This window comes from Sphingomonas sp. LR59, from assembly GCF_036855945.1.
Taxonomy (GTDB): Bacteria; Pseudomonadota; Alphaproteobacteria; order Sphingomonadales; family Sphingomonadaceae; genus Sphingomonas.
The window spans coordinates 3,966,247-3,979,711 of the sequence record NZ_JASPFL010000001.1 but is presented as its reverse complement, the minus strand read 5'-3'; the positions used below and the strand labels follow the sequence as shown (position 1 = coordinate 3,979,711).

10 protein-coding genes and 3 pseudogenes are annotated in these 13,465 nt (G+C 65.7%); 10 read left to right on the top strand and 3 right to left on the bottom strand.

Annotated elements, in window-relative coordinates; genetic code table 11:
* Nucleotides 1-7: 7 nt before the first annotated feature.
* From QP164_RS18745 to QP164_RS18710, 8 genes and pseudogenes are all read left to right on the top strand, one after another.
* Nucleotides 8-1,078, top strand: a complete 1,071-nt coding sequence (locus tag QP164_RS18745) for a substrate-binding domain-containing protein (protein ID WP_333924085.1) — start codon at nt 8-10, stop codon at nt 1,076-1,078.
* 328 nt (nt 1,079-1,406) lie between these two features.
* A pseudogene (pstC, locus tag QP164_RS18740) lies at nt 1,407-2,782 on the top strand (phosphate ABC transporter permease subunit PstC).
* A 75-nt stretch (nt 2,783-2,857) separates the two neighbouring features.
* Nucleotides 2,858-4,072: a phosphate ABC transporter permease PstA gene (pstA, locus tag QP164_RS18735; protein ID WP_333924304.1), complete on the top strand. Its 1,215-nt coding sequence runs from the start codon at nt 2,858-2,860 to the stop codon at nt 4,070-4,072.
* 17 nt (nt 4,073-4,089) lie between these two features.
* Nucleotides 4,090-4,851: a phosphate ABC transporter ATP-binding protein PstB gene (gene pstB / locus QP164_RS18730; protein WP_333924083.1), complete on the top strand. Its 762-nt coding sequence runs from the start codon at nt 4,090-4,092 to the stop codon at nt 4,849-4,851.
* Nucleotides 4,852-4,865: 14 nt separating this feature from the next.
* A complete protein-coding gene (gene phoU / locus QP164_RS18725; protein WP_056057297.1) occupies nt 4,866-5,555 on the top strand; it encodes a phosphate signaling complex protein PhoU in 690 nt (229 codons plus the stop codon).
* On the top strand, nt 5,555-6,271 hold the full coding sequence (gene phoB, locus QP164_RS18720) for a phosphate regulon transcriptional regulator PhoB (RefSeq protein WP_333924082.1): 717 nt from the start codon (nt 5,555-5,557) through the stop codon (nt 6,269-6,271). Before phoU ends, phoB begins: the two co-directional genes overlap by 1 nt.
* A gap of 103 nt (nt 6,272-6,374) precedes the next feature.
* Nucleotides 6,375-6,722, top strand: coding sequence for a hypothetical protein (locus tag QP164_RS18715; RefSeq protein WP_132737757.1), 348 nt, complete (start codon nt 6,375-6,377; stop codon nt 6,720-6,722).
* Between the two features lie 97 nt (nt 6,723-6,819).
* Nucleotides 6,820-7,719: an SDR family NAD(P)-dependent oxidoreductase gene (locus QP164_RS18710; protein WP_132896162.1), complete on the top strand. Its 900-nt coding sequence runs from the start codon at nt 6,820-6,822 to the stop codon at nt 7,717-7,719.
* A gap of 273 nt (nt 7,720-7,992) precedes the next feature.
* Here QP164_RS18710 and QP164_RS18705 read toward each other — a convergent pair whose 3' ends face one another.
* Together QP164_RS18705 and QP164_RS18700 are read right to left on the bottom strand one after the other, a co-directional pair.
* The gene (locus QP164_RS18705; RefSeq protein ID WP_165886498.1) at nt 7,993-8,304 is read right to left on the bottom strand and encodes a PilZ domain-containing protein; all 312 of its coding nucleotides are present in this window, start codon (nt 8,302-8,304) and stop codon (nt 7,993-7,995) included.
* Between the two features lie 254 nt (nt 8,305-8,558).
* Nucleotides 8,559-9,005 carry a phasin family protein gene (locus tag QP164_RS18700; protein WP_333924081.1) on the bottom strand — a complete coding sequence of 149 codons (447 nt, stop codon included), beginning with the start codon at nt 9,003-9,005 and terminating at the stop codon, nt 8,559-8,561.
* A gap of 259 nt (nt 9,006-9,264) precedes the next feature.
* Here QP164_RS18700 and QP164_RS18695 point away from each other — a divergent pair.
* Nucleotides 9,265-10,565, top strand: a pseudogene (locus QP164_RS18695) (UDP-glucose dehydrogenase family protein).
* Between the two features lie 75 nt (nt 10,566-10,640).
* Here the strand turns inward: QP164_RS18695 and QP164_RS18690 are convergent.
* Nucleotides 10,641-12,547: pseudogene (locus QP164_RS18690) on the bottom strand (gamma-glutamyltransferase family protein).
* A gap of 143 nt (nt 12,548-12,690) precedes the next feature.
* Between QP164_RS18690 and QP164_RS18685 the strand changes: the two are divergent.
* Nucleotides 12,691-13,305, top strand: coding sequence for a TetR/AcrR family transcriptional regulator (locus tag QP164_RS18685; protein ID WP_333924080.1), 615 nt, complete (start codon nt 12,691-12,693; stop codon nt 13,303-13,305).
* The last annotated feature ends 160 nt before the right edge of the window (nt 13,306-13,465 follow it).

Genomic DNA, 13,465 nt, shown 5'->3' with positions numbered 1-13,465 from the left:
CCGGTGCATGACGGGAATTCTGGTGCAGCGGTTCGTTCTTCTAGGAGTGTTGGGGGCGGTGACGGGCGCTCTGACGGCGTGCGTCGATCAGGCGAACGGCGGCGGTGCAGGCTCGCGCGACCAGATCACCGCGGTCGGGTCCTCGACGGTCTATCCGTTCACGACGATGATCGCCGAACAGCTCGTCGCCAACGATCCCGATGCGAAGGCACCGGTGATCGAATCGACGGGCACTGGCGCCGGGATGAAACTGTTCTGCGCAGGGATTGGCGCGGCGCACCCCGATATCGAGGATGCATCGCGGCGGATGAAGGCGAGCGAATATAAGAGCTGCGCCGAGAATGGCGTGCGCGACGTGATGGAAATCCAGGTCGGGATCGACGGCATCGCCTTTGCCGAGGCGAAGAACGGCCCGAAGATGCAGCTGACGCCGACCGACCTCTACAAGGCGCTCGCCGCTAATCCGGGCGGCAAGGTGAACACGGCACGGGTTTGGCGTGACGTGAACCCGGCCCTGCCCGCGGTGCCGATCCAGGTCTACGGCCCGCCCGCAACGAGCGGCACGCGCGATGCGCTCGCCGAGCTGATCCTCACCAAGGGGTGCGAGGCGAGCGATCCTTCGGCCAAGCCGCTCGCGAAGTCCGATCCCGATGCCCACAAGGCGCTCTGCACGCGGGTGCGTGAGGACGGGGTGTATGTGGACGCGGGCGAAAACGACAATCTGATCGTCCAGAAATTGCAGTCGAACCCGAATGCCATTGGCGTGTTCGGGTACAGCTACCTCGAAGAGAATAAGGACGCGGTGAACGGCGTGTCGATCTCAGGCGTCGCGCCGACCTATGCGACGATCGCGGACAATGCGTATCCGGGGTCTCGGCCGCTCTATATCTATGTGAAGAAGGCGCATCTGACCGCCATTCCGGGATTGCGAAACTTGTTGAAGCTGTATGCGGCGAATTGGGGTGCAAGCGGGCCGCTGGTGAAGCGCGGGCTGATCGCGGCGCCGGCCGCGATCCAGGCGCGGTCGGCTGCGATCATCACGAACGAGACGGTGCTGGATCCGGCGGTGCTGTCGTGATCGGTTTCCTGTTCACTACGCCCGCCTTCTTTTCGGTTCCCTCGCGAAAGCGGGGGTCCAGGGGCCAAGCTCGATATCGGAACTTAGCTGGGCCCCCGCGTCCGCGGGGGAACGGGGGTTTGGCGACGTTTGGTTCACACAACAGGGCAACCACCCCAGCGACCGCCGCCACCCCGGCGAAGGCCGGGGCCCAGTTGGGCACCGTTGCATTGGTTGGCGATGCGCATAGTTACCTCGACCTTTCCACCTGGGCCCCGGCCTTCGCCGTGGTGGCGGCCGGTGAGGTGGTGCGTATGCTCGCAACCAATCATGGCGGGCAAGAAGCATAATGTCCGCCATCGCACTCCTCTTCCTCGTCGCCGGGCTAGGCCTGATCGGCTGGCTCACCGCGCGCGTCCGCGCCACGCGGTTCCGCGCCGGTTCCACCGCCAGGTTCAGCTCACTCCCCTCGCATCACGGCTGGTACGTCGCGCTGTGGACCGCGATCCCGCCTCTCGTGTTCCTCGTGGTGTGGTCGGTGACGTCGCCCGCGCTAGTCACCGATGCGGTCCTCGCCACCCCGGCGGCGATCCAGCTCCCCCACCCGGCTTCGACCGCGCCTCGATCCTGTCCGAAGCGCGCAGCCTCGCCGAGGGGCGCAGCTTCGGCGCATTCCACGGTCTCGCGCAGACGCTCGCCCCGTCCTACGCCGCCGCGCAATCGCGCTACGACTGGATCGCCACCGCCGCCGCGTTGCTGCTCGCCTTTGCCGGTGGCGCGTTCGCGTTCACGCGCGTGAAGCCCGGCTTCGGCGCGCGGACTCAGATCGAGCGGGTCGTCATGCTCGCGCTGCTCGGCGCGTCGCTGATCGCGATCCTCACCACCGTCGGGATCGTCGCGTCGCTGCTGTACGAATCGGTGCGGTTCTTCTCGGTCGTGCCGATCACCGACTTCCTGTTCGGGACGCATTGGAGCCCGCAGGTGATCGACGCGCGCGATCCGGGCGCGTCGCTCGGCGCGGTGCCGTTGTTCTGGGGGACGTTCTTCATCGGCGCGGTGATCGCGATGATCGTCGCGATTCCGTTCGGTCTGATGAGCGCGATCTACCTCACGCAATATGCCAAACCCACGACACGCAAATGGATGAAGCCGATCCTTGAGATGCTCGCGGGCGTGCCGACCGTCGTCTACGGCTATTTCGCGGCACTGACGGTCGCGCCCGCGGTGCGCGATCTCGCGGTGTCGATCGGGATCAGCTGGGCGTCGTCCGAAAGCGCGCTCGCCGCGGGGCTCGTGATGGGCATCATGATCATCCCGTTCGTCTCGTCGATGGCGGATGACTCGATCGCCGCGGTCCCTTCGTCGATGCGCGACGGCAGTCTCGCGATGGGTGCGACCTCGTCCGAGACGATCCGCCGCGTGCTGCTCCCGGCCGCCCTCCCCGGCGTCGTCGGCGGCGTGTTGCTCGCCGTGAGCCGCGCGATCGGCGAGACGATGATCGTCGTGATGGCCGCGTCCGGCGTCGCCACGCTGACGCTCAACCCGTTCGCCAGCACCACCACGGTGACCAAGCAGATCGTCGACCTGCTTACCGGCGAGGCGGAGTTCGACAGCCCCAAGACGCTCGCCGCGTTCGCGCTGGGCCTGACGCTGTTCGTCGTCACGCTGCTCCTCAACATCGTCGCGCTCCGCGTCGTCAAACGGTACCGCGAAGCCTATGACTGACACGCTCGTCACCCCCTGCCAATCAGCACGGCCGAGCCAGTGCGCCGCGTGCCGACAGACTGGACGACGCAGGCGATGCAATCGCGCATCCGCCGTCGCTACGCGTCGGAGCGCCGCTTCCGATTCGCCGGGCTCGCCGCGGTGTGGATGTCCGCGGCCTTCCTCGCCTTCCTGCTCTTCTCGATGCTGAGCCAGGGCGCGAGCGGGTTCGTCGAGACACGCGTCGCATTGCCGGTCGATCTCGCGGCGGCAAAACTGCCGATCGAGCCTTCGCGGCTGGTCGGACGCGGCGCCGATCTCGCGCTCGCCGGTGCCGGCCTCGAAGGCACAGTGCTGGCCGCAGCGAGCACCGCGTACGGCAAGGACGGCGCGAACCTGTTGTCCGACGGCGCGTGGGCGGTGGTGCGCGATGCGATCAAGGCCGACCCGTCGCTGCTCCAGCGCAGGACGGTGTTCGAAGTCCCCGTCTCCAGCCCGATCGACGTTGCCGCCAAGGGTGTCGGCACGCCCGAAGCCGAGGCGACCTATGCACGCCTCAACGCCCGCGGCGCGGTGTCGCGCGGGTTCAATGCCGGGTTCCTGACCTCCGCAGACTCGACCGACGCCACCCGCGTTGGGATCTGGGGCGCGTTCAAGGGATCGCTGTTGACGATGGCGGTTACGCTGTTGCTCGCCTTCCCGATCGGCGTGCTGTCGGCACTGTACCTCGAGGAATATGCGCCGAAGAACCGCTGGACCGACCTGATCGAGGTCTCGATCAACAACCTCGCGGCGGTCCCGTCGATCATCTTCGGCCTGCTCGGGCTCGCCGTCTTCCTCGGCACGTTCGGCATGCCGCGATCGGCGCCGATCGTCGGTGGCCTGACGCTCGCGCTGATGACGATGCCCGTCATCGTGATCGCCGGGCGCAACGCGATCAAGGCGGTCCCGCCGTCGATCCGCGATGCAGCACTCGGCGTCGGCGCATCGCCGGTGCAGGTCGTCTTCCACCACGTCCTGCCGCTCGCACTGCCCGGCATCCTCACCGGCACGATCATCGGCATGGCGCGCGCGCTGGGCGAGACCGCACCGCTGCTGATGATCGGCATGCGCGCGTTCATCGCCGCGCCGCCGTCGGGCCTGAACGATCCGGCGACCGTGCTGCCCGTCCAAATCTTCCTGTGGTCCGATCAGGTCAGTCGCGGCTTCGTCGAAAAGACGTCGGCGGCGATCATCGTCCTGCTTGTCTTCCTGCTCGCGATGAACGGCGTCGCGATCTACCTCCGTAACCGATTCGAGACACGCTGGTGATGACCAAGAACCTGAAAATGCCGATTCTCAAGATGACGGCGCGCAACGTCTCCGTCGCCTACGGCAGCAAGCTGGCGATCAACGATGTCTCGATTGACGTCGACCAGGACGAGGTGGTCGCGTTCATCGGCCCGTCCGGCTGCGGCAAGTCGACCTTCTTGCGCACGCTAAACCGCATGAACGACACCGTCGCCAGCGCGCGCGTCACCGGCGAGATCAAGCTCGACGGCCAGGACATCTATTCGCCCGACATGGACGTGGTGCAGCTCCGCGCCCGCGTCGGCATGGTGTTCCAGAAGCCCAACCCGTTCCCGAAGTCGATCTACGAAAACGTCGCCTACGGCCCGCGCATCCACGGGCTGGCCGGTGCGAAAGCGGACCTCGACCGGATCGTCGAGAAGTCGCTCCGGCGTGCGGGCCTGTGGGACGAGGTCAAGGATCGCCTAAGCGACAGCGGCACGGCATTGTCCGGCGGCCAGCAGCAGCGGCTCTGCATCGCCCGCGCGATCGCGGTCGATCCAGAGGTCATCCTGATGGACGAACCCTGCTCGGCACTCGATCCAATCGCGACCGCCAAGATCGAGGAGCTGATCCACGAACTGCGCGGCCGCTACGCCATGGTGATCGTCACGCACAACATGCAGCAGGCCGCGCGCGTCAGCCAGAAGACCGCGTTCTTCCACCTCGGCACGCTGGTCGAATACGGCAACACCTCGGACATCTTCACCAATCCCCGCGAAGAGCGGACCAAGGATTACATCACCGGCCGTTACGGCTGAGTCGGGAAACGACCATGAACACGCATACGGTCAAGGCCTTCGACAACGACATCGGCGAGCTCCGCGGGTTGATCTCGCAGATGGGCGGGCTCGCCGAGGACGCGATCGACAAGGCGATGCAGGCGCTGCAACGCAACGACCTCGCGCTCGCGGAACAAGTGCGCGTCGCCGACAAGCAGATCGACGTCATCGAGGCGGAGGTCGAGCGACTCGCGGTGCGGATCATCGCACTGCGCGCGCCGATGGCGGTCGATCTCCGCGAGGTGGTCGCAGCGCTGAAGATCGCCGGCGTCGTCGAGCGGATCGGCGATTACGCCAAGAACATCGCCAAGCGCGTGCCGATGATCGAGAGCGAGCACCGGATCGAGCCGATCTCGATCCTGCCGGCGATGGGCCGAATGGCGAGCGAGATGGTCCACGACGTGCTCGACGCGTTTGCCGCGCGCGATCCCGAGGAAGCCGTCCGCGTCGTCGAATGCGACAATGCGCTCGACGATTTCTACGACAGCATATTCCGCACGCTCGTCACCTACATGGTCGAGAATCCCAGGACGATCGGCCAGGTTGCGCATCTGCTGTTCGTCGCCAAGAACCTGGAGCGGATCGGCGATCACGCCACCAACGTCGCCGAGATGGTCTATTTCGCCGCGACCGGCACGCAGATGGTCGATCGCGAACGCGGCATAAAGAAGGAGCAGGCATAATGGCACGCGCGAAGATGCTGCTGGTCGAGGACGACGCCGCCCTCGCCGAATTGCTGGTCTGGCATTTCAAGCGCGAGGATTTTGAGATCGCGCATACTCCGGATGGCGAGGAAGCGCTGCTGCTGGCCAAGGAGAAGGTGCCCGATATCGTCCTGCTCGACTGGATGGTCGAAGGGCTTTCGGGGATCGAGGTATGCCGTCGCCTTCGCCGCGCACCCGAGACGCAGAACGTGCCGATCATCATGCTCACCGCACGCGGTGAGGAAGAAGATCGTGTCCGTGGCCTCGAGACTGGTGCCGACGATTATGTGACCAAGCCGTTCTCGCCGCGCGAACTCGTCGCCCGCGTCGGGGCCGTGCTGCGCCGCGTCCGCCCTGCCCTCGCCGGTGAAGCGCTGAGCTATGCCGACATCGAGATGGATACGGTCGGCCACAAGGTCCGTCGCTCGGGCGAAGTCGTGTCGTTAGGGCCGACCGAGTTCCGGCTGCTCAAGCATTTCCTCGAGCATCCGGGCTGGGTGTTCTCGCGCGAACGGCTGCTCGATGCGGTGTGGGGGCATGACTCGGATATCGAGAGCCGGACGGTCGACGTGCACATCCGGCGGCTACGCAAGGCGATCAACGTAGGCGAGCGTCCGGACATCATCCGCACTGTTCGTTCGGCCGGCTATTCGCTCGATACGGGGGATAAGGACTCTGTCCCGCTATGGGTCTAGCGGCGGGACGAATGGAATCGGATGCGAAACGAAGGACCCAAGCGCGACTTAGTGCGTTCAGACGTCGCGCTACCAAAATGGTGCACCCATTTAGGAGATTCATATGAAGTCCATCCTTCTCGCCGCCGCCGCTCTTCTCGCGTCGCCCGTGATTGCCCAGACGACGCCGCCGGCAGACCCCGCCGCGCAGACCGCACCGGCCGATCCCGCGATGCAGGCACCCCCGGCCGATCAGGCTGCACCCGCCGATCCTGCAGCGCCTGCTGACCCTGCAATGGCGGCCCCGGCCGATCAGGCTGCGGCACCGATGGCAGCCGCACCGATGGCACCGGGCGCAGGCCGCGTGACGTTCGGTCAGCCGACTGTGACGCCGCCGACGCCAGCACCCGCCGAGTATCCGGTGTGCTCGAAGACGGTGAAGGACGGCTGCCGCAACCGCGGCGGCAAGTAACCGGCCAGGCGCTGGCGGCAGGTGATCCTGCCGCTTGCGTAGACAGCTTTACGTTCTAGGAAAGGCGCTCCAACTATAAGAGAGGAGCGCCTTTTCCATGTCTATAGGTTTTGAGGGCCGCGTCGCGATCGTCACCGGCGCTGGCGGCGGTCTGGGCCGCGAATACGCGCTCGAGCTCGCCCGCCGTGGCGCGAAGGTCGTCGTCAACGATCTCGGCGGCGCCCGCGACGGCACGGGCCATTCCGACGCTGCGCTGAAAGTCGTCGAGGAAATCGAAGCGGCTGGCGGCGAGGCGATGTCGAACGGCGGCAGCGTCACCGATTACGACCAGATGGTCGAGATGGTCGCGCGCGCCTCTGAAAAATGGGGCGGCGTCCACATCCTGATCAACAACGCCGGCGTGCTGCGCGACAAAAGCTTCGCCAAGATGGAACCCGCCGACTTCAAGTTCGTCGTCGACGTCCACCTCAACGGCTCGGCCAACGCCACCAAGGCGGTATGGGACACGATGCGCAGCCAGAATTACGGCCGCATCCTGATGACCGCGTCGTCGACCGGTCTCTACGGCAATTTCGGCCAGGCGAACTACGGCGCCGCCAAGCTCGGCCTCGCCGGCCTGACCAAGACGCTCGCGATCGAGGGTGCGAAGAACAACATCAAGGTCAACACGATCGCGCCGACCGCAGGCACGCGGATGACGCAGGACATCTTCCCCGAGGAAGCGTTCAAGGCCTTTTCCCCCGACAAGGTCGCGCCCGCCGCGGTATTCCTGGTGTCGGAGGATGCCCCCACCAACATGATCGTCGGTGCCGGCGCTGGCGTGTTCCAGGCGGCGTACGTGACGCTGACGCAGGGCAAGCTGCTCACCGGCGACGATCTGTCGGTCGAGGGCGTCGCGGCGCACTGGGATGCGATCATCGACCGCGCGGGCGAGATCGTGCCGCAGTCGGGCTCCGAACAGTCGATGAGCATCCTGGGGAAGCTCCAGGGGCGGTGACGGGCGCGGGGGCGGTAGGGCCGCACGGCCTGTCTGCTCCCCCGGGGCCTTCCAAATCGTCAATCGACCCACAACTCGTCAATCGACCCAAAGCCCGTCATCGACCCTCAACTCGTCATCCCAGCGAAAGCTGGGATATTTGTGTGGCAGCACGCACCCGTAATCACGGGGATATCCCAGCTTTCGCTGGGATGACGGGTTGTGGGTGAGCTCGCACCGGCCCTGGGAACGCTCGAGGTACTGACCTGAAAGCCAGCGAGGCGAACGTATCGGCTACCGCTCGTAGGGGTTGTTCAACTCCGCAAGCCAGCCCGCGGCAGGCGGCGTGACCTTTTCGTCAGCACCCCGCCGCGATCGCGCGCGCGCGACGTCGATCGGCGTATGGAACTTCAATCCCGCCAGTCCACCTCGCACCCAGACGACGTCCGCGGGGGCCGACTGGACCTGGCCGATCGCGACGACCACTACGCTACCCACCACGAGGCCATCCGGCTGCACGATGCAGATCCCGGTTTCCGAGATATTGGTCACGCGATGACTTTCAGCGGCGCTGTGATTGAGCCGAAACACATCGGCCTTGAGCATCACACTGGTTCGCGTAGCTCGCGATAAGGGAACGGCCCGATCCATCTTCCACTCGATAATTACGCACCGTCGCAATCGCGCGTTGCCGTGGCGGGTGCAACACCGGCGGAGAAAAACTTCAAGGCTGGCGGTCCACTACTCCGTCTTCTTATCGGAGCGGCGGCGTTCTTGCTCGTCCGTACGCCGCTCCACCCCGACAGACACTGGCCGCCGCCCGTCAGATCATCGGCGCCTAGTGCCAGATCCGCGATCCGTCACTTCGGGCCGTCGCCGCGCAAGGGTGCGACCGCGTCCTTGCCGAACTTCATGATCATCTCGCCGATCTCCCGCGCCTGGCTCATGCTGCGCTGACTCTGCTCGCGGAGGTAATCGCCCTGGATCTTCATGACCTGCGTCAGATCCTTCGCACTGGCCGCCTCGCGCATCGCCGCGAACGCCTCGCGCGCATTCTGCTCGGCCTGGTCGATCATCGTCTTGCCGATCGTCGCGCCGCCCTCGGCGATCTTCCCGCCCGACTCCTTCATCGCCTCACCGGCGCGCTTGGCTGGATCGAGAACCTTCTCGGAGAACGCGTTGCGAGCCTGCTCTGCGCCAGCCTGCATCGTGTCGGTTGCATCCTTGGCGGCGCGGGCCGCGCGGTCCGTCGCCGCCTTGTTCTGTGCAACGCCCTCGTCGATTGCGCTTTTGATGTCCCCGGCCATGCTATCGCTCCTTTTGCGGTGAAGGATAATGATGTGAGATCAACCGGCGCCGCGGCGTTTGGTTGCGCGATCGCGGCGGGTCTCCAAAGGCGCGTTTCATCCGCACGGCCTTTGCCGTCGGCTCTGGCATCGGCACCGATGTCCCCACCGGCAAAGCCGTCGCCGCCCTCCTGCCCCGGTCCTTACAAGTCACCCGCAGGTCGCTTGCATGCCCACTCGTTTATCCCAATAGGGAGCTCGGGTCTCGAGGAACGTGAATATGCGCATCACAATGATCGGTTCAGGGTATGTCGGTCTCGTTTCCGGCGCGTGCTTCTCGGATTTTGGGCATGACGTCTGCTGCGTCGACATGGATCAGGCCAAGATCGACGCGCTTCATGCCGGCCGCATGCCGATCTTCGAACCCGGGCTCGACCTGCTCGTCGCCTCCAACGTCGCCGCGGGCCGCCTTACCTTCACGACCGATCTCGCCAGTGCGGTAGCGGGCGCGGATGCGATCTTCATTGCTGTCGGCACGCCGTCGCGGCGCGGCGACGGGCATGCCGATCTCCGCTATGTCTTTGCCGCGACCGAGGAAATCGCGGCGGCGATCACCGGTCCAACCGTGGTCGTGACCAAGTCGACCGTGCCCGTCGGCACCGGCGACCGGGTCGAGGCGATCCTGCGCGAGAAGCGGCCCGACATCGACGTCGCGGTCGTTTCGAACCCCGAATTCCTGCGCGAAGGCGCCGCGATCGGCGATTTCAAGCGCCCCGACCGGATCGTTATTGGCACCGAGGACGAGCGCGCCAAGCAGGTGATGCGCGACGTCTATCGCCCGCTATATCTCAACGAATCGCCGATCCTGTTCGTCGGCCGGCGCACGTCCGAGTTGATCAAATATGCGGCCAACGCGTTTCTCGCGACCAAGATCACCTTCATCAACGAGATCGCGGACCTTTGCGAAGCGGTCGGCGCCGACGTCCAGGACGTCTCGCGCGGGATCGGGCTCGACAACCGGATCGGCAAGAAATTCCTGCATGCAGGACCAGGCTATGGCGGTTCGTGCTTCCCCAAGGACACGCTGGCGCTGCTCAAGACCGCGGAAGACTACCAGACTCCGGTGCACATCGTCGAAGCAGTGGTGAAGGTGAACGACAGCCGCAAGCGCGCGATGGGACGCAAAGTGCTGGCGACGCTCGGCGACAGCCCGCGCGGCAAGACGGTCGCGCTGCTGGGTCTGACCTTCAAGCCGAACACGGACGACATGCGCGACGCCCCGAGCCTGGCGATCGCGACCGCACTGGCAGATGCGGGCGTGACGGTACGTGCGCATGATCCCGAAGGCATGGAGCAGGCCAAGGCGATGCTGCCCGATCTGGTATACTGCACCGACGCCTATGATGCGGCCGACGGCGCCGACGCGGTGGTGATCGTGACCGAGTGGGACGCGTATCGCGCGCTCGATCTCCCCGGTTGAAGGGGCTGCTTGTAGCGCCGGTAATGGTCGATCTCCGCAACGTGTATCAGCGCACCGACGTCGAACAGGCCGGCTTTACTTATACCGCCGTAGGGCGCTGAGCCGGACGAACCTTGTTCTCCCGCGAAGGCGGGAGCCCAGTCTGGGTCCCCGCCTTCGCGGGGACACAAGCTGCCTCAATATGCCAGCGCACACCCATCCGCGCGCATCTCGCTCGCCGCCGCATACACGCGCGTAGGTCCATCCATGCGGTGCTCGACGCATTCGTAGCGCCCGAACCCGCCATCTGGATCGCCGATCGTCCAGCCGATCTCCGCGAGCCGTTTCCGCGTCGCCAGCGGCACGCCGCTCTCCAGCCTGAGCAACCCGGTCGGCCCCAGCCCCGCGGAATCCTCGCCCATCGACTGCGACGATCCCTCGTGATGCCAGCGCGGTGAATCCCCCGCCGACTGGATTTCCAGCCCGTAATCGACGCGGTTGACGATGATCTGCGTCTGCCCCTGCGGCTGCATGTCGCCGCCCATCACGCCGAAGCTCATCCACGGATCGCCCCGCGCGTCGCGAACCCCGGAATGATCGTCTGGAACGGCCGCTTGCCCGGCGCATAGATGTTGGGATGGCCGTCCTTCAGGCTGAACAGCTGCCCGCGATCCTGGAACATGAAGCCCAACGTCCGTCCATCCGGCCCGTCCGCCACCAGCCCCGATCCCATGCCGCGGAAATTCGACTGGATCATCGACACCATCAGTCCGTCCTTGTCGGCACAGCTGAAATAGGTGGTGTCACCACGGCTTGGTGCCTGCCCCGGATAGACCGGGGTCAGGATCCGGTCGGGCCGGATCAGCTTCGCGCGTTCGGCCGCATACTCCTTCGAGATCAGCCACTCGACCGGCTGCTTGGCGAAATGCGGGTCCGCGTAATAGCGAGCGCGGTCCTCGTACGCCAAACGCTTGGCCTCCGCCTGGAGGTGGATCGACAGCGCCGACTGGAACCCCGCCTTCTTCAGATCGAAGCGTTCGAGGATGTTGAGCATCTGCAACGTCGCCAGTCCCTGCGTATTCGCGCCGAGCGCATGGACCGTCGTCCCGCGATAGTCGGTCTGGTTGGGCTCGATCCATTCGGAGCGATGCGCGGCAAGATCCTCGTACCGCAGCCACCCGCCGATCCGCTTGAAATACCGGTCGGCGGACCGCGCCAGATCGCCCTGATAGAACGCATCACGGCCTCCCGCGGCGATCGCGCGATAGGTGCGCGCGAGATCGGGGTTGCGAAACACCTGCCCCAGCGCCGGCCCCTTGCCGTCTGCCAGGCCATAGGTGCGCAGCGCGTTGGCGACCTCCTCCAGCCCGTTGCCGGGCCGCTGGAACGCAACCAGGCTGCGGCGGATATAATAAGCGATGATGTCGGGAACCGGCGCGCCCGCCTCGGCATGCGCGATCGCCGGCTGGAACAGGTCGGCCCAGGGCAGCTTGCCGTAGCGCTGGTGCATCTGCCACCACGCATCGACCGCGCCCGGCACCGAGACGCTGAGCGCGCCAAGCGCCGGCAACGCGCCGTTCTTCGCCCGCGCCCGCACCGTCTCCAGGCTCAGGCCGCGCGGGCTTTTGCCCGATCCAGCGAGCCCGACGACCTTCTTCAGCTTCGGATCCCAGATCATCGCATAGGCATCGCCGCCGATCCCGCTCGACGTCGGCTCCAGGAATCCGAGGCACGCATTGATCGCGATCGCCGCATCGACCGCCGAGCCGCCGCGCTTGAGGATATCGATCCCCGCCTGCGTCGCCAGCGGATGTGCGGTCCCCGCCGCACCGTTCAGGCCGTAAGCCGCGGTGCGCGATGCGAAACTCGCGCCGACCGGGCGATCGCCCGCATGCACGTCGGGGCGGATGAAGCGATCCTGCCCGGCCTCCCACACCGGCGGCAACGGGGCTTCAGCGGCAGTTGCGGGTTGCGGCGCACCACCCTGCCCCGGTCCTTGCGCGCCCTGACTACCCGGCGTGCCTCGCGTGCCGGTCTGCGCTCCCGACATCGCCGGCAACAGCGCGGCGGCGGGCAAAGCCGCGATGAAAGTCCGACGTTGCATGATCTACTCCCCTGACACGCGCGTATCCTCGCCTGCGATGATCGGAACGGCAACCCCGTGCCTGCTCCCCCGCTGAGCAGAGCCGAGCCCAAAGCGTTCTACTCGCTGGACGTTTCGCCGTGCGTCCCTATATACCGACCGGTATGAATAGGCTTTGCACGCTCACCGCCCCCAAGGGCCGCCCCCGCGAGTTCGATCTCGACGAAGCGCTGGCGGGTGCGTTGCGCGTGTTCTGGCGCAACGGATATGAAGGCGCGTCGATGGCCGAACTGACCGCAGAGATGGGCATTACCAAGCCCAGTCTCTATGCGGCGTTCGGCAACAAGGAGGCGCTGTTCCACAAGGCACTCGACCTCTACGAGCGCGAGAAGCTGGCCTATATGACGTCTGCGCTGGCCGCACCGACCGCGCGTGCCGTAGCGGAAAACCTGCTGCGCGGTGCGCTCCAGATGCAGATGAGCACCTGCGATCCCAAGGGGTGTCTCAGCGTCATCAGCAGCGTTGCGTGCAGCGCCGAAGCCGAGCCCATCAGGGCCGAAGTCGCGAAGCGCCGCGCGTCGTCCGAAGCCGCGCTTATGAAGCGGTTCGACGAGGCCAAGGCGGCGGGCGAGTTCCCCGAGGGCCTCGAGTCGCACGCATTGATGCGCTACCTGTTCGCGATCATGCAGGGTCTGTCGATCCAGGCTGGATCGGGTGCAACCTGCGTCGAGCTGAAACAGCTCGTCGAGACCAGCATGCTGATGTGGCCGACCAAATAGACACGGTTTCTACCGCGCTGCGGGAAAAATACCGGCCGGTACAAAAGTATGTTGACTAGATGAACCCCAGGTTTATATACCGACTGGTATCGAAGCTCTCTCCTACTTCGGATGGAGCAACCGGGGACACCAACCCATGACCACGGTTAAAACCTAGGCT